This is a genomic window from Bradyrhizobium sp. AZCC 1678 (assembly GCF_036924765.1).
GTDB lineage: Bacteria > Pseudomonadota > Alphaproteobacteria > Rhizobiales > Xanthobacteraceae > Bradyrhizobium > Bradyrhizobium algeriense.
Map to the genome: position 1 here is coordinate 312,415 of NZ_JAZHSE010000001.1, position 15,334 is coordinate 327,748.

Genomic DNA, 15,334 nt, shown 5'->3' on the forward strand with positions numbered 1-15,334 from the left:
GAGGGGTCCGACCTTTGACAGCAGACAAAGGAGAGCCCCCATGAACATGCAGATTTCCAAGACCCCGATCGGGCTGGACGGCATTCCGGCCGCCGAAACCGTCCTCAGCCATGTCGACGGCGAGCGCGGCGAACTGATCATCGCCGGCGAACGGGTCGGCGACCTCGCGGGCAAGTCGAGTTTTGAAGGCGTGACCGCGCGGCTGTGGAACGCCGCAATGGGAACATCGCTCAACGAGGCCAATGTGCGCTCGACGCTCGGCGCTGCGCGGGAACGCGCATTCGCACGGCTACCTGAATTGCTGCCGGCAACGCGTGGCATGTCGATTGTCGACGGCTTTCGCGCAGCCGTTGCCGGCCTGCGCGGCGAGAGCGGACTTGAGCACGAGGCGACCATCGTCGGCGCGTTGCCTGTGATTGCGGGCGCGCTGCTGCATCGGGCCAAAGGCGAGGACCCGATCGCGCCCGACCCGACCCTTGGCCATGCCGCGGACACGATGTCGATGCTGCGCGGCCGCAAGGCCGAACCGCGCGAGATCACCGCGCTGGACACCTACTTCGTCACGGTGTGCGACCACGGCATGAACGCGTCGACCTTCACCACGCGGGTGGTAGCCTCGACGCAGGCGGATTTGTTCGCAGCCGTTACTGCCGGCTATTGCGCGCTGACCGGCCCGCTGCATGGCGGCGCCCCGGAGCCGGTGCTGGAAATGCTTGATGCGATCGGCTCGACCGAGCGCATCAAGCCGTGGGTCGACAGTGCGCTGGCCCGCGGCGAGCGGCTGATGGGATTCGGCCACCGCGTCTATCGCGTCCGCGATCCACGCGCCGATGTGCTGAAGGACGCGATCGCGCGGCTTGCCGGAGACGGCGCCGACTTACCCTTTGCCGGCGAGGTCGAGGCCTACATCCGCGACGCGCTGCGGCGGAAAAATCCGGAGCGCCCGCTCGACACCAATGTGGAATTCTTCACTGCGATCCTGCTCGATGCGCTGAAAATCCCTCGGCAGGCGTTTACGCCGATCTTCGCGGTCGCACGCGCCGCAGGCTGGACCGCACATGCCCGCGAGCAGCAGCGCGGCGGCAGGCTGATCCGGCCGAGTTCGGCGTATATCGGGGAGATGCCGGGGTGATTGGAAACCGTAGATGGAGCTCAGCGTAATCCGGGACCGGTCGATCAGCGGATGAGAGAATCCCGGATTGCGCTGCGCTCCATCCGGGCTACGGAACGAACTACGCGCCGCGCACCACCGTCTTCAGATAATTATACGACTTGATGATCTCGATCAGGCGGTCCTCGGTGGAGCGGTCGCCGCCATTGGCGTCGGGATGGTGCTGCTTGACCAGCGCCTTGTACTTCGCCTTGACCTCCTCGAGGGTGGCTTCGGCGGTGAGCCCCATCACCTGCAGCGCCTTTCGCTCCGCGTTCATCACCTTGCGGGTTTCGGCCTTGGCCTCGGCGCCCGGTCCGGGCCGCCAGCGGCCGCGGCCGTTGAGCTCGGAGAACATGCTGAAGGGATCTGAGGCGCCGTCAAAATCCTCGGCGGCCTGCTTGCCCTTCTTGCCGGCCGTGTTGGCGCCCATCTTCCAGGTCGGGCGATGGCCGGTCAGCGCATCCTTCTGGTAGCGCGCGACGGCGTCGGCATTCATGCCCTGGAAGAAATTGTAGTTCTGGTTGTATTCGCGGACGTGATTGAGACAGAAGTGAAAGTACTCCCGCGAATTCTCCCGGCCCTTGGGCGCGCGGTGCGGGCCCTTGTTCTGGCAGCCCGCCCATTCGCACATGGCGGCTTCCTCGCGCGCCTGCGCCTGCTGCTTCGCGCTCAGCTTGTTGGGCTTGATGCGAATGGAATCGAAGAATTTTGATGAATCAATTGCCATGGCTGACTTTGACTACGCAATGCCCGCGGCTTCAAGTCTTGACATTGCGAATCCCTCTCTTCGATGACGCCATTGACGGAAAGCTGATGCAGAATTATCTGCCGTTATCATGAGCACCAAAGACGCTATCATAAACAAGTTGCGTGAAGCTTTCTTGCCGGAAAGCCTCGACGTTGCGGACGAATCTCATCTGCATGAGGGCCATGCGGGCCACCGGCCGGGCGGCGAGACGCATTTCAGGGTGTATATCGTATCTCCGGCCTTCGAAGGGAAGAGCCGGGTCGAGCGCCATCGTATGGTAAATGCGACGCTTGCAGCGGAACTCAAGGGCTCCGTCCATGCGCTCGCCATCAAGGCGCAGGCGCCGGGAGAAACCGCCGGCCGGTAATTTGGCAAACCTGCCGCAAGAAGATGAGCGTCCGCTGACGATGGAAATTTCGGCACACCCAGCCGAACGGTTGGTTGCGGACGCCGCCAGCTTCCTGTGAAGATCGGCCGGGACGGTAGAACCGATTTCGCAACTGTGAGACAATCACCAAAGCGGTGGATCAAGTTCCGTTCGGACGCGGGGTCGGGCTGACCCCGATGCCGTCTCAGGTCGATGGGGTCGTCCGATGCGATATTGGGCACGCTTCAGATGGACCGCCGCCGTGGCGCTGCTGGTTGCGGCCTCCCCAACCGGGGCGCATGCGCTGGATATGCCGAGCCCCTTTGTCCAGGAAGTGCTGATCAAGAGCATTCTGGTGACGCTCAACGACGCGGTGGCATCGGATAATTTCACGGTGCTTCACGCCAAGATTTCAAAGCCGTTCCGCGATCAGTTTCCGCCCGAGAAGCTGCGGGCCGTCTTCAAGGACCTGGTCGAGAAGCACGCCGTGTTCGACGCGATCGTCGCAAACCCGGTCATTCCGGACGAAGATGCGAAGATCGACGACAAAGGCGTGCTGCGCCTTAAAGGTCATTTCGACACGACGCCCAAAAAGGTGAAGTACCAGCTCGGCTTCATCCCCTCCGACGGTCAGTGGAAGCTCAGCGGCATCAGCATCGATATCGAATAGCGGGCGCTCAGAACGCCGTCCCCGCCCGCTTCGGCTTCGGATCCTCGCCCTCAGCTTCGCGCGGTACCGGCGCGATCTTGAGCGCCGTGATGCGGTTGCGCTCACGGCGCAGCACGCGGAAGCGGAAGCCGTGGAAGGTAAAACTCTGGCCGCGCTCGGGGATCGAGCGCGCTTCGTGAATGACGAGGCCGGCGACGGTTGTTGCCTCTTCGTCTGGCAGATGCCAGTTCATGGCGCGGTTGAGATCGCGGATCGGCACCGAGCCGTCCACCACCACGGAGCCGTCGCTCTGAGCGCGGACACCGGCCACCACGACGTCGTGCTCATCGGAAATATCGCCGACGATTTCTTCCAGAATGTCTTCCAGCGTCACCATGCCCTCCACTTCGCCATACTCGTCGACGACGAGCGCGAAGTGGGTCTTGCGGCGGCGGAACGCCTTCAATTGTTCTGACAAAGGCCGCATCTCCGGCACGAACCACGGCGGCAGCATGATGGCCGAAACGTCGATGTGGGAGGTGTCGCCTTCGGAAGCCCGGAGCGCGCGCAGCAGATCCTTGGCGTGCAGCACGCCGATGATGTTCTCCGGCTTGTCGCGCCACAAGGGGATGCGGGTGTATTCGGTGGCCAGCACCTCGCCGACCAGTTCGTCCGGCGGCAGATCGGCATTGATCATCACCATCGCGGTGCGATGAACCATGACGTCGGACACGGCCAGGTCGCCAAAGCGGAAGACATTTTGAATGTATTCGGCTTCACCGCTTTCGATCCCGCCGTGCTCGGCCGATTCTTCCACCAGCCCCTCGATCTCGGAGTCGGTAAGAATTTCGTGCTGCGAGGATTCCTGCACGCCGAGCAGGCGCAGAATCCCGCGTGAGGCGCTGTTAAGCAGCCAGTTCAGCGGCCAGAAGACCAGATAGGACAGATGAAGCGGATAGGCGATCCATTGCGAGACCGGCATCGGCTCCCGGATCGCGAGCGTCTTCGGCACCTGCTCGCCGATCACGATATGCAGCGAGGAGAACACCAGGAACCCGGCGAGGAACGATACGAAGTGCAGGGTACGTTCCGACATGCCGAGCGGAATCAGCAACGGCTCGAGCAGCGCCGAGACGGTGGGTTCGCCGACCCAGCCGAGCCCCAGCGAGGCCATGGTGATGCCGAGCTGGCAGCAGGCGAGATAGGCCTCGATGTTGCCCATCATGCCTTGCAGCAGGCGCGCGCCGAAGCGATCCTGCTCGACCATCGCCCGGATGCGAAAGCCGCGGCTCTTGACCAGCGCAAACTCGGCGGCCACGTAGAATGCGTTCGCCGCGAGCAGCAGGGTCGCGAGCAGCAGATTGGACGCGGTCGAACTCATGTATGCCTCGTGGCGGCCCCGGCCCCGCGCGACGCTTGCGCCAAGCTGCGTCGCGGCAATCCCGTTCTCATCCCGACAACTTCTGTTGCAGGAAATCGCGCACCAGCGCCGGCTCGACGTCGTTTGCGACCACCGCGCGGCCAATCGCCTGCAGCAGGATGAATGTGAGCTTGCCGCGCTTGACCTTCTTGTCCTGCGCCATCAGCGCCATCAGGGCGTCGGCGTCCTTCAGCCCCTCCTGGGCGAAGCCCGCGATGTCCTGCAAATGGGTCGGCAGGCCAACCGAAGCAAGATGGCGCTCGACGCGGGCGGCATCGGCCTCGGAGATCATGCCGAGTTCGGCGGAAAATTCCGTCGCCAGCACCATCCCGACGGAGACGCCTTCGCCGTGGAACAGGCGATCGGAAAAGCCGGTCGCGGCCTCCAGCGCATGGCCGAACGTGTGGCCGAGATTGAGCAGCGCGCGCTCGCCGTTCTCGCGCTCGTCGCGGGAGACGATCGCGGCTTTGGCGCGGCAGGAGGTCGCAATCGCGTGCTCGCGCGCCGCGCCGCCGGAGAAGATGTCGGCGTGGTTGGCTTCGAGCCAGCTGAAAAAGGCTTCGTCGCCGAGCACGCCGTACTTGGCCACCTCGGCGTAGCCGGCGCGGAACTGGCGCGGCGACAGCGTGTCGAGGACGGAGGTATCGGCGATGACCATCACCGGCTGATGAAACGCGCCGAGCAGGTTCTTGCCCTGCGGCGAGTTGATGCCGGTCTTGCCTCCGACCGAGGAATCTACCTGGGCCAACAGCGAGGTCGGCACCTGCACGAAATCGACGCCACGGCGCAGAATCGCCGCCGCGAAGCCGGCGAGATCGCCAACCACGCCGCCGCCGAGCGCGATCACCAGATCGTTGCGCTCGATCCTGGCCGCAATCAGCGCCTCAGAGACCTTTTCGAGACCGGCATAGGTCTTCGACACCTCGCCTTCCTCGACGATGACGCGTGACGTCTGGATGCCGGCTTCCGCAAGCGAACGCTCGGTTGGCTCAAGCCAGTGCTTGGCCACGGTGCGGTCGGTAACGATGGCGGTCCGCACACCGGGGCGCAGCGCGGCGACACGCGCGCCGAGCGAGGCCAGCACGCCGCGGCCGATGACGATGTCGTAGGCACGCTCGCCGAGGGCGACGTCGACCGTGATATCGGCGGAATGTTTCAGTGGCGCAGTCATGGCGTAACGCTGATCCCGTCGGTTGTCGGCTGGGCAGAAGGGCTGCCTACGCACAGCCGGGCGCGCAGGGCATCGATACATTCGTCGACGATACGGTCGTGCGGCACATCGCGCGACAGGATGATCAGGTCGGCGGTCCGATAGACCGGCTCGCGCGCCTCGAGCAGACGGCTGACGGTCGCAGTCGGATCCTCCGTCTGCAGCAGCGGCCGGTCGGCGCGGCGCCTGACGCGCTTCATGATGATTTCGACATCCGCTTGGAGCCAGATCGAGATAGCTTTGTCGCGGATGCGGTTGCGGGTCTCCTCGCGCATGAAGGCACCGCCGCCGGTGGCGATCACGGCCGGGCCGCTGTCGAGCAGCCGCGCGATCACCCGCGCCTCACCGTCACGGAAATGCGGCTCGCCATGGGTTTCGAAAATGTCCGGGATCGACATCCCGGCCGCCGCCTCGATCTCGATATCGGCGTCGAGAAACGGCAGCCGCAGCCGGGCCGCCAGCCGCCGGCCGATGGTGGACTTGCCGGCGCCCATCATGCCGACCAGCACGACCGAACGCCTTCCCAGCGCCGACGTGATGTGGGCCTCCTGGGGGGTGGTCGCTGGTGCCGGTGCGGCGGTCTCGGACATCAAAAACTCGGTCGTTTTGCGGGATTTGCCCGCGGCTGCGACACCTATACTACCCCCATTGACGCCCCCGCCAGAGACTCTTGCCATGGGGATGGGAACATGATGGATGATTTCATTGGTTAATTCGCCGCCCTGAGCCCCCTATGCCCAGTTTGTTCCGCTTTCTGACGGTCGTCGGCATCATCGCCGGGGTGATCTATGGCGTGATTTTTTCGCTGGCGAATTTCGTCACCCCAAAGTCCCGAGAAATGACGGTCACCATCCCAGCGGACAAGTTCCTCAAGAGGTAAGCGCCGCGGCGATTTCCGCGGTCAGCCTTTCGGCATGTTCCGGTCTATAACGCTGCGCGCAGCAAGCGCATGAAAAGTCGCGTGCCCTCATCCAGGCTCTGGCCAGCGTCCTTCGCATCTTTGATGCCCTCTATCGCCGCGACGATCAAGCCGGCCACGTCGGCAGGCTTGGCCTTGAGAAGCTGCAAGGAAATGGCGCCACTTGCGTCTGCATCAGACAGAGCTTGTGCGAGCAGAGCCACCAGCTTGGCCCGCGCCCCAAGGGTAATGTCCCTGGCCAACGTCATGTTGACGTCGAACAGTTCGGCCGCGTCGGCGCTGCTGGCGAACGGCGCGACCAGTTCTCGCTGGAAAGCTGCGAGCGCCGACTCGATCCGGCTGAAAACGTCGCCGTCGGCCGCGAGCGCAGCCTCGACGTTCTGCATGGTCCGGGCATGCGCACGCGCAGATCCTGCCCGGAACAGCTCCTCCTTGCTGCTGAAGCTTAGATAAAGCGCCGCACGCGACATGCGTGCCGCGCGCGCGATGTCGGCCATGGAAGTCTTGCGAAAACCGTGACGCACGAAAACCGGCAGCGCTGCGTCAAGAATAGCCTCGGATTTCTGGTCAGCCTGCTCCATTTGGGCAATCTGACAGTTTTCGTCCAATTCGTCAAAAACAACTAGACAACAATTGTCCAAGTGTCTAACGAGGCGCGGCCGGCACTTCCGCAGGCCGAGGAGTTGACAATGCCTTCCACATTGAAAGACCCAACGCCTGCCACTGTTCTCGTCACGGGTATCGGCGGATTCCTCGGCGGACATATCGCCAAGCAATTGCTGGCAGCCGGCTATCGCGTTCGAGGCAGTGTTCGCAGCATCGGCGTTTGCGACAGGATCAGGCGCCAACTTTGTCCCGATACGACGACCGAGGCGGTTAGCTTTGTTGAGGCGGATCTTTGCTCCGATGCCGGATGGGAGGTCGCGCTCCGGGAATGCCGCTACGTCATTCACACGGCCTCGCCTTTTCCGGCGACCCTGCCAAAGGACGCGAACGTAATGATTCGGACTGCGCGGGACGGCACGCTTCGTGTGCTGCGCGCGGCCCACGAAGCCGGCGTAGCGCGCGTGGTGCTGACATCGTCGATCGCAGCCACCAATCATGGCAACGGGCAGGCCCCCTTCACCGAGAACGACTGGACCGATCCGGCCAGCGCCCGGGCGACGCCCTACTACCGGTCGAAAACGCTGGCCGAGCAGGCAGCCTGGACCCTTGCGAAGGAAACCGGACTTGATCTGGCTGTCATCAATCCCGCCACCATCTTTGGGCCGCTGCTCGGCCCGGAACACGGCACGTCGGTGGGGCTGATCAGGCAAATGATGAGCGGCCAGCTCGGGCGTGTTCCGCGCTTCGGCTTTTCGGTTGTCGATGTGCGAGACGCAGCCGACGCCCATGTCCGGGCAATGACGCACCCGGACGCGTCTGGCCAGCGCTTCATCGTCGGCGGGCGGTTTTTCTGGTTGAGAGAATTGGCCGCGGTGCTGGCAAAGTCGTTTCCGGCGCACGCTGCGCATTTGCCGTCAGGCGAAGTGCCGGACTGGATGGTGAGGGCGATGGCCCCCTTCAGCGCGCGTTCGCGCATGATCGTTCACGAGCTCAACCGCGACCTCAGCGTAAGCGCCGCCAAGGCGCAGCGCGTACTGAACTGGAAAGCGCGGCCAGACGAGGATTGCATCCGCGCCACGGCGCACAGCCTGATCGACCACGGTCTCATCGCGGCAGCCTAGATCGGCGGCTGCCGCCCGGTCCCCCACGATAGCCCTTTCACGAATCACACGATCGAGGAGAACACGTAATGTCCACATATACGGCCGATCAGGACCCATCGCCCGAAGCCGAATTCATCCGCGACACCGAGCGCACCCGACTTCGCGCGCTGGTCGAAGGCGACATGGAGACGGCCGCGCGACTTCATGCGACCGAGTTCCAGTTGATTACGCCGATCGGAATGGCCTTGTCCAAGAACGATTATCTGGGAGCGATTGCGAGTGGGCAGATCAAATATCTCGCCTGGGAGCCCGGGTCTATCGCCGTGCGGTATCACCACAGCCACGCGGTGATCCGGTATCGCGCCAGGCTCGAAGTGGCCTTCGGCGGCCACAGGGTCGCGCCAGGTGATTACTGGCACACCGACACCTACGAACATCGCGATGGACAATGGGTGGTGGTTTGGTCGCAGGCCACCGCGATCAGCCCGATGCCCTAGCTTCCCTGCAATCTCCAATCGCGTGTTTGAAAAGTCTCCGTCCCGCCCCGATCATGCGCTATCAAAGCGAATGCGCTCCGCCCCCTCAGATGCGAAACTCACCAACCTGTTCCTCGACATGCTCGCGGCGGAACAGGGCGCGGGCGACAACACGCTCGACGCCTACCGCCGCGACCTCACGGATTTTTCCGAATTTCTCGGCCGCAAGGGACAAAATTTTGCCGGCGCCGGGACGGATGCGCTGCGGGACTACCTCGCCGACCTCGACACCCGCGGCTTCAAGTCCTCCAGCGTGGCGCGCCGGCTGTCGGCGATGCGGCATTTGTTCCGCTTTCTCCTGAACGAGCGCATCCGCAGCGACGATCCGGCGGCGATCCTGTCCGGCCCGAAACGCGGCCGGGGCTTGCCGAAGGTGCTGTCGATCGCGGATGTCGACCGCATGCTGACGCGGGCCAAGGAATTGACGGTAGGCCAGAACGCTTCACCGCAGCAGCGGCTGCGCGCGATGCGGCTGTATTGCCTGCTGGAGGTGCTCTACGCCACCGGCTTACGCGTCTCCGAACTGGTGGCATTGCCGCTGTCGGCCTCGCGGCGCGACGCCCGCATGATCGTGGTACGCGGCAAGGGCAACAAGGAACGGCTGGTGCCGCTCAACGAAGCGTCCCGGCAGGCGATGGCCGACTATCTCGCCGCGATGGGGGCGCTCAAGCCCGAGAACAAGAAAAACGCTGCCCCTTCGAAATGGCTGTTTCCCTCCTTCGGCGAGAGCGGCCATCTGACGCGGCAGCATTTTGCGCGCGACCTGAAGGAACTGGCGGCGGCCTCGGGCCTCGCGCCGCGGCTGGTCTCCCCGCACGTGCTGCGCCACGCCTTTGCCAGCCACCTGCTGCATAACGGCGCGGACCTGCGCATCGTGCAGACGCTGCTCGGCCATACCGACATCTCCACCACACAGATATACACCCACGTGGTCGACGAGCGGCTGAAAAGCCTGGTGCGCGACCTGCATCCGCTGGCGGAGAAGTAAACTTCATCGCAACACCCGCCTTGACTTCCGCGGCGTCTCCCCCGAAACAGCCGTCTCCCGCCCGCGGCCTTGTTTGGCGCGCTTTCGGCAACCCGGGGTCACCTGGGCCGAATGCACGCTAAATCATTGAAGATGCGTGCTTTCCTTAAGCGAATCGAAACCGCTTCGCCTCAAAGCACGTTGTTACCTATATTGTTTCGATGCCGGATCAGATGCGCAGCTATCTCGACTTTGAAAAACCAGTCGCCGAACTCGAGGCCAAGGTCGATGAACTGCGTGCGCTGGCGGCGTCCGGCAGCGACATCGGCGACGAAATCGCGCGCATAGAGGACAAGGCGCAGCAGGCGCTGAGCGACCTCTACGCCAATTTGACGCCATGGCAGAAGACGCTGGTGGCGCGCCATCCGCAGCGCCCGCATTTCACCGATTTCGTCAACGCGCTGATGACGGAATTCACGCCGATGGCCGGCGACCGCAAATTCGCCGAGGACGAGGCGCTGGTGGGCGGCTTCGGCCGTTTTCGCGGCGAGAGCATCTGCGTGGTCGGCCAGGAAAAGGGCGCCACCACCGACGGCCGCATCAAGCACAATTTCGGCATGGCTCGCCCGGAAGGCTATCGCAAGGCCGTCCGGTTGATGGAGATGGCCGATCGTTTCGGCATTCCGGTGCTGTCGATCGTCGATTCCGCCGGCGCCTATCCCGGCATCGGCGCCGAGGAGCGCGGCGTGGCGGAAGCGATCGCACGCTCGACCGACACATGCCTCTCGCTCGGCGTCCCCAATATCGCGATCATCACCGGCGAGGGCATGTCGGGCGGCGCCATCGCCATCACCACCGCGAACAAGGTGCTGATGTTCGAACACGCGATCTACAGCGTGATCTCCCCGGAGGCGGCCTCCTCGATCCTGTGGCGCGACGGCACCAAGGCCCAGGAAGTCGCCAACGGCATGAAGATCACCGCCCAGGACATGCTGCGATTCGGCGTGATCGACCAGATACTGAAAGAACCCTCCGGCGGCGCCCACCGCGATTCCGTTGCCATGATCTCGGCCACGGGCGATGCGATCGCCGAGGCCTTCAACGACCTCCGCAATCTGGACGCGGACGGCATCCGCCGGCAGCGACGGCAGAAATTCCTCGATATCGGCCGCAAGCTCGGCTGATTGCCCCTTACCCCCTGGATGGGGTCGGCCGGCCTGGCATATCCCCATTCGTTAACGCCGCCTTAAAGGTGCTTTATTTCGTCGGATCACTTGATTCGGCCCTAATTAGGCCCAGACCCAGTCTTTAAACTCTATTGACCATGCTTGGCCGTGGAAGCGGCTGGCACATCGCGTTCGGGTTGCGGCGCGGAAGGTCAAAGGGTACTATTTTATGCATTGGCTTCAGGGCATGTTCGCTGTGATTTGGGGTGCGAAAATGCCCGGTGGGTGTGGAGCTTAGCCTTTGATTAACCGCTCGCTGGTTCGCGCGCTCGTCACGTCGGCTGCCCTCGCGGGCGCAGGCGCACTGCTGGCCAGTTGCAACGGCGACGACATCTCACTGGCCAACAACGCCAAGGCCAACCAGCCAGTCCCGCCAAAACTGATCGCCGACATGACGGCGAAAGACATGGACCTGCAGTCGCCGATCCTGGTTCGCCTGTTCAAACAGGAAGCCGAACTCGAGATCTGGAAGCAGGACCGCTCCGGCCGTTTCGCGCTGCTGAAAACCTATCCGATCTGCCGCTGGTCGGGCGATCTCGGACCCAAGGTCCGCGAGGGCGACCGCCAGGCGCCGGAAGGCTTCTATGCGATTTCACCGGCGCAGATGAACCCGCAGTCGGCCTATTACCTCTCCTTCAACACCGGCTATCCGAACGCGTTCGACAAGGCGCTGGGGCGGACCGGCTCGCAGCTGATGGTTCATGGCGACTGCTCCTCGCGCGGCTGCTACGCGATGACCGACGAGCAGATTGCGGAAATCTATTCGCTGGGCCGCGAATCCTTCTTCGGCGGCCAGAAATCGTTCCAGCTGCAGGCCTATCCGTTCAAGATGACGCCGATGAACATGGCGAAGCATCGCAACAATCCGAACATGCCGTTCTGGAAGATGATCAAGGAAGGCAATGATCATTTCGAGGTGACGAAGCAGGAGCCGAAGGTCGATTTCTGCGAGAAGAAATACGTGTTCGATGCCGCCAAGCCGCCGAACGCCACGCGTGACCTGGTATTCGACGCTTCGGCCAAGTGCCCGGCCTATGTGATTCCCGACGAGGTCGCTGACGCCGTCCGCGAAAAGCAGGCGACCGACCTCGCCGAAACCGCGCGGCTGATCGCCAAGGGAACGCCGGTCGCCCGGGCCAACACCGGCATCGACGGCGGCATGCACCGGGTGTTCGCCGCCCGTGTGCCTGAAGCCAGCACCGGCCTTTCAGAGCCCGGCGACGGCTCAAGCCTGTCGCTGATGGCGCGCGCTCCCGGCACCGTTCCCTCCCACGTCAATCCGCCCAAGGCGCCCTCCGATAATCTGCTGATGGGTACGCCGGAACCGCCGAAGCTTGCCGCAGCCCCGGCTCCCACCCCTGCCGCGGCACCAACGCGCGTCGCCAATGCGGCGCCGCCGGCCCAGAATGACGGGTTCTTCTCCAATCTTGCTCGCAAGGTCGGTATCGGCGGTGCGGCTGACGCTACCGCAAGCACGCCGCCTTCGAAGCCGAAGGTCGAGGCCAAGCAAACCGCGCCCCGTCCCGAGGCGGCGGCGCCGAAGACCACGGCGCCAAAGCATGACAGCAAACAGGCCGCCGCCCGGCCGCCGCTAAGATCGTCGGTATCCGACACCCCGGCCTCCGCCAAGGACAATCAGGTCGCCGGTTCCGCACCGATCGTGCCGCCGAACTCGTTCGACAGCCGCTTCGGCGCGGTGAAGTAACGGCTTCACTTGCTGCCGCGGCCAAAGCCGCCGCCATGCCCCGCGAACGCAAGCGCAACTTTCCGAATTCCCCGACAGTCTTTATCGCAACGACGCCCGCGGCGCAGAGCGCGGTCGAGTCATGAAGCCGCTTCGTCCTGCGGCACGAGGCCGACGCCGGTGACGGGCTTCGTTGCGAGCGTGACGATGGGGTCGGCCCGGCGGCTTGCGGCGATCGCGATGGCGCAGACCACATAGAAGCACGCGCCGAGCGCATAGGTCTTGGCGATACCGAACTGGATCGACAAGGCCATACCCAGCACCGACGCCAGCATCGACGTAACCCCGTTGGTGCTCCAGAAGAACGGCAACAGCGCTTCTTGACGGCGCCAGATACCGAGGCCGAGCGGAAACATCATCCCCATGCAGAACGCCGGAGGTGCCAGCAGCAGGACTGAAACCAGAATGCGCATGTCGGTTGGTTGCGACCGCGTCCAGGTGGTAACCAGCGGCGTTAGCAGCCCGGCTGCCACGATCGTGATCAGGAGGACTGCAAACCTCCAGACAATGGCGCGTGGCCGAGGGGTATCCGCGCCGACTGTGGCACTGCCGATACCGCTGAAGAGAAGAATCGTAAAGAGCACCACGCTCAGCCCGTAGACGGGATGGCCGAGGAAGACCATCAGGCGCTGCATTTGCGATATCTCGATCAGCATGAAACCCATCCCGATCGCACTGAAATAGGCCATCGGCGGCGCCAGCGTCGATAACGGCATCCGCCTCGCAAGACCGAGGAAGGGCAGAACGATGTAGTATCCGCAGGCAAGGAGCGCGACGATGATGAGCAAGCCGGTCATGCTGACCGCAATATTATTTTTGTTCATCCATGGAGACATGCTCGTCAGATCGCCGAGGCGGGAAGTGAAGAAGAAGAACGGTTTGTCATCCGTCGAGGGAGCGATATTTTCCGGCAGCGAATCGAAGAATGCCGCGTCCGCCTTGTCGGACAGCAAGGTCGAAGTGACGCCATCAAAGGCGACATCCGGTCCCAGGAATATCTTGAATCCCTGCGCCTGGAGCCTGCCACGCGCCTCCTGCCATTGCGCATCGGTGAACGCGTCAGGCCGCGTAATGACCGTTACGATGTTGCCCACGTTCAGCGCGACCACATGATGCCGGAGTTCGGTGGCCGACACGCCCTTGCGCTGCAAGGCGCTGGCTGCGATCGCAATCAGCCGATAGAATTCGCCGCGGTGCTTGTCCTCGTCGTACCAGCGCGAGACCGACAGCAGCCCGCCAGGCTTCAGTGCGCGGTAGAAATCATCCCACGCTTCGACGGTATAGAGACGGTTTTCCGTGAGCGTCAGACCACCTGCCGCCGTCGCCGCCCAGGTGTCGATCAGTGAAATCTGGACCAGGTCGTACCGCTCGGACGAGTGATTGATATAGCTTCGCGCTTCGGCATTGACCAGGGAAACGCCGGGCTGGCGCTCGAGATGGCCGGCGAAATCGGCGAATTTTTCGGTGAGCACCTCAAAGATCGCCGGATTGATCTCAATGCCGCGTATCTGCTTGGCGCCGAAAACCAGACCGGAAAGGATGTCGCGCCCGCCACCAACGCCAACGACCGCGACGTCGGCGGCGGGCTGTACGAGGTAGGCGGCATTGATGACGTCATCTTTCAGGTAGCTGAGTTTGCCAACGTCGCCATCGTACCTGGTGATGACCGTGCCTGCATCGGCATCGATATCGATGTAATGCTGGTCAACCCTGACCTCGGACGGGCGGGCCAGTCCCCAGCCGAACGGGGCTTTCCCGGCCCACTCCCGCACCCGTACCCGCGAATAGGTATTCCAGCGCTCGAATAGCGTGCCGGCCTGCTCCTCACCCTTGGCCCAGAACACACCGAGGTGGCTCTTTCCGGTCAGGTCAAGGCCGGTATGCACGGTGGCCGCAACGGCCATCGTCAGTGCGATAGCGCCGCTTAGGCGAAGGCTGCGGACCTCATCGCTGTTCCGGACGACAATCCAGCCCACGCCGGCAGAGAGGGCCGCGATCCATAACGTGGCACTGACGGGATCGATCACCAGCAGCAGAAAGATCACGCCGAGGCATCCAACTGCGGCCCCCATAAGATCGGCTGCGTAGAGCCATCCGCCGCTATATGGCAAACGGGTCAGCAAGAGCGTTATGCAAACGCCGCCTTCGGTGAAAGGCCACACGAAGGCGATGATCGCCACCGCAAGGACGATCGCCACGGCTTCACCGGACACCAGGAGCGGCAAGCACAACAGCCCGACCATTGCGCCAACACTGCCGAGTGCGAACCACGATGCGTGGCGCGCGAATTCGACGCCAACCCGTTCGGACGTATAGCGTTCGGGCTTGCCGTAGACCTCCATCGCTCCGCGGGTCAGCCCGAGCATGGCCAGTGAAATGGCGGCGAACGCGAAATGATAATAGAGCATAACGCTGAAGAAGCGCGTTATCAGTATCTGGTAGGAAAGCGTCGCCGACGCCAGCACGAAGATCGCCAAATAATAGCGGCCGTGAATCTTGGATATGGATTGCAAGACGCTGCCCTCTGATGGAGCCCCAGAACGGGTTCTATGGGTGCGCTTGGCAAACTCGCGCAACGCGCCATCGAGAAACTAGACACAACCTCCTAACAACCCGTTGAAATGCCCGCAAAGATTGATGATTTGCAAGCACTCTCCGTTACTTTCAGTCCCAGGTTGCGGGGCCG

At 63.3% G+C, this 15,334-nt stretch carries 15 protein-coding genes; 9 read left to right on the forward strand and 6 right to left on the reverse strand.

Features of this window, described 5'->3' with window-relative positions; genetic code table 11:
- Positions 1 to 40: 40 nt before the first annotated feature.
- Entirely contained in the window at positions 41 to 1,132 is a 1,092-nt protein-coding gene (locus V1294_RS01560; RefSeq protein ID WP_334494718.1) for a citrate synthase/methylcitrate synthase, read from the forward strand.
- A 100-nt stretch (positions 1,133 to 1,232) separates the two neighbouring features.
- Here V1294_RS01560 and V1294_RS01565 read toward each other — a convergent pair whose 3' ends face one another.
- Positions 1,233 to 1,880: a J domain-containing protein gene (locus V1294_RS01565; RefSeq protein ID WP_334494720.1), complete on the reverse strand. Its 648-nt coding sequence runs from the start codon at positions 1,878 to 1,880 to the stop codon at positions 1,233 to 1,235.
- Positions 1,881 to 1,989: 109 nt separating this feature from the next.
- Here V1294_RS01565 and V1294_RS01570 point away from each other — a divergent pair, with 109 nt between their 5' ends.
- Positions 1,990 to 2,268 carry a BolA family protein gene (locus tag V1294_RS01570; RefSeq protein ID WP_334494722.1) on the forward strand — a complete coding sequence of 93 codons (279 nt, stop codon included), beginning with the start codon at positions 1,990 to 1,992 and terminating at the stop codon, positions 2,266 to 2,268.
- Between the two features lie 226 nt (positions 2,269 to 2,494).
- Positions 2,495 to 2,938, forward strand: coding sequence for a hypothetical protein (locus tag V1294_RS01575; RefSeq protein ID WP_334494723.1), 444 nt, complete (start codon positions 2,495 to 2,497; stop codon positions 2,936 to 2,938).
- A 7-nt stretch (positions 2,939 to 2,945) separates the two neighbouring features.
- Here V1294_RS01575 and V1294_RS01580 read toward each other — a convergent pair whose 3' ends face one another.
- From V1294_RS01580 to V1294_RS01590, 3 genes are all read right to left on the reverse strand, one after another.
- Positions 2,946 to 4,298: a hemolysin family protein gene (locus V1294_RS01580; RefSeq protein ID WP_334494724.1), complete on the reverse strand. Its 1,353-nt coding sequence runs from the start codon at positions 4,296 to 4,298 to the stop codon at positions 2,946 to 2,948.
- Positions 4,299 to 4,365: 67 nt separating this feature from the next.
- A complete protein-coding gene (aroB, locus tag V1294_RS01585) occupies positions 4,366 to 5,508 on the reverse strand; it encodes a 3-dehydroquinate synthase (protein ID WP_334494725.1) in 1,143 nt (380 codons plus the stop codon).
- Positions 5,505 to 6,137: a shikimate kinase gene (locus V1294_RS01590; protein WP_334494727.1), complete on the reverse strand. Its 633-nt coding sequence runs from the start codon at positions 6,135 to 6,137 to the stop codon at positions 5,505 to 5,507. Before V1294_RS01590 ends, aroB begins: the two co-directional genes overlap by 4 nt.
- A 143-nt stretch (positions 6,138 to 6,280) precedes the next feature.
- Between V1294_RS01590 and V1294_RS01595 the strand changes: the two genes are divergently transcribed.
- A complete protein-coding gene (locus tag V1294_RS01595; protein WP_334486979.1) occupies positions 6,281 to 6,427 on the forward strand; it encodes a histidine kinase in 147 nt (48 codons plus the stop codon).
- Positions 6,428 to 6,471: 44 nt separating this feature from the next.
- On the opposite strand, the gene V1294_RS01600 is transcribed toward V1294_RS01595, so the two are convergent.
- The gene (locus V1294_RS01600; protein WP_334494728.1) at positions 6,472 to 7,047 is read right to left on the reverse strand and encodes a TetR/AcrR family transcriptional regulator; all 576 of its coding nucleotides are present in this window, start codon (positions 7,045 to 7,047) and stop codon (positions 6,472 to 6,474) included.
- Positions 7,048 to 7,155: 108 nt separating this feature from the next.
- Between V1294_RS01600 and V1294_RS01605 the strand changes: the two genes are divergently transcribed.
- The 5 genes from V1294_RS01605 (at position 7,156) to V1294_RS01625 (ending at position 12,609) form a co-directional block, all read left to right on the forward strand.
- A complete protein-coding gene (locus V1294_RS01605; RefSeq protein ID WP_334494730.1) occupies positions 7,156 to 8,193 on the forward strand; it encodes an SDR family oxidoreductase in 1,038 nt (345 codons plus the stop codon).
- Between the two features lie 68 nt (positions 8,194 to 8,261).
- Positions 8,262 to 8,672 (forward strand): nuclear transport factor 2 family protein, encoded by a 411-nt coding sequence (locus V1294_RS01610; protein ID WP_334494732.1) that lies wholly within the window; start codon positions 8,262 to 8,264, stop codon positions 8,670 to 8,672.
- 70 nt (positions 8,673 to 8,742) lie between these two features.
- Positions 8,743 to 9,699 (forward strand): site-specific tyrosine recombinase XerD, encoded by a 957-nt coding sequence (gene xerD / locus V1294_RS01615; RefSeq protein WP_334494734.1) that lies wholly within the window; start codon positions 8,743 to 8,745, stop codon positions 9,697 to 9,699.
- Between the two features lie 200 nt (positions 9,700 to 9,899).
- A complete protein-coding gene (locus V1294_RS01620) occupies positions 9,900 to 10,862 on the forward strand; it encodes an acetyl-CoA carboxylase carboxyltransferase subunit alpha (RefSeq protein WP_334486992.1) in 963 nt (320 codons plus the stop codon).
- 283 nt (positions 10,863 to 11,145) lie between these two features.
- Positions 11,146 to 12,609, forward strand: coding sequence for a murein L,D-transpeptidase family protein (locus V1294_RS01625; protein WP_334494736.1), 1,464 nt, complete (start codon positions 11,146 to 11,148; stop codon positions 12,607 to 12,609).
- A 119-nt stretch (positions 12,610 to 12,728) separates the two neighbouring features.
- On the opposite strand, the gene V1294_RS01630 is transcribed toward V1294_RS01625, so the two are convergent.
- The gene (locus V1294_RS01630; protein WP_334494738.1) at positions 12,729 to 15,161 is read right to left on the reverse strand and encodes a hypothetical protein; all 2,433 of its coding nucleotides are present in this window, start codon (positions 15,159 to 15,161) and stop codon (positions 12,729 to 12,731) included.
- Between the last annotated feature and the right edge of the window lie 173 nt (positions 15,162 to 15,334).

Excerpts from the sequence above, each read along its gene's own strand:
- V1294_RS01560 (WP_334494718.1), top strand. The coding sequence starts at position 41 with ATGAACATGCAGATTTCCAAGACCCCGATCGGGCTGGACGGCATTCCG.
- V1294_RS01565 (WP_334494720.1), bottom strand. The coding sequence starts at position 1,880 with ATGGCAATTGATTCATCAAAATTCTTCGATTCCATTCGCATCAAGCCC.
- V1294_RS01570 (WP_334494722.1), top strand. The coding sequence starts at position 1,990 with ATGAGCACCAAAGACGCTATCATAAACAAGTTGCGTGAAGCTTTCTTG.
- V1294_RS01575 (WP_334494723.1), top strand. The coding sequence starts at position 2,495 with ATGCGATATTGGGCACGCTTCAGATGGACCGCCGCCGTGGCGCTGCTG.
- V1294_RS01580 (WP_334494724.1), bottom strand. The coding sequence starts at position 4,298 with ATGAGTTCGACCGCGTCCAATCTGCTGCTCGCGACCCTGCTGCTCGCG.
- aroB (WP_334494725.1), bottom strand. The coding sequence starts at position 5,508 with ATGACTGCGCCACTGAAACATTCCGCCGATATCACGGTCGACGTCGCC.
- V1294_RS01590 (WP_334494727.1), bottom strand. The coding sequence starts at position 6,137 with ATGTCCGAGACCGCCGCACCGGCACCAGCGACCACCCCCCAGGAGGCC.
- V1294_RS01595 (WP_334486979.1), top strand. The coding sequence starts at position 6,281 with ATGCCCAGTTTGTTCCGCTTTCTGACGGTCGTCGGCATCATCGCCGGG.
- V1294_RS01600 (WP_334494728.1), bottom strand. The coding sequence starts at position 7,047 with ATGGAGCAGGCTGACCAGAAATCCGAGGCTATTCTTGACGCAGCGCTG.
- V1294_RS01605 (WP_334494730.1), top strand. The coding sequence starts at position 7,156 with ATGCCTTCCACATTGAAAGACCCAACGCCTGCCACTGTTCTCGTCACG.
- V1294_RS01610 (WP_334494732.1), top strand. The coding sequence starts at position 8,262 with ATGTCCACATATACGGCCGATCAGGACCCATCGCCCGAAGCCGAATTC.
- xerD (WP_334494734.1), top strand. The coding sequence starts at position 8,743 with ATGCGCTCCGCCCCCTCAGATGCGAAACTCACCAACCTGTTCCTCGAC.
- V1294_RS01620 (WP_334486992.1), top strand. The coding sequence starts at position 9,900 with ATGCCGGATCAGATGCGCAGCTATCTCGACTTTGAAAAACCAGTCGCC.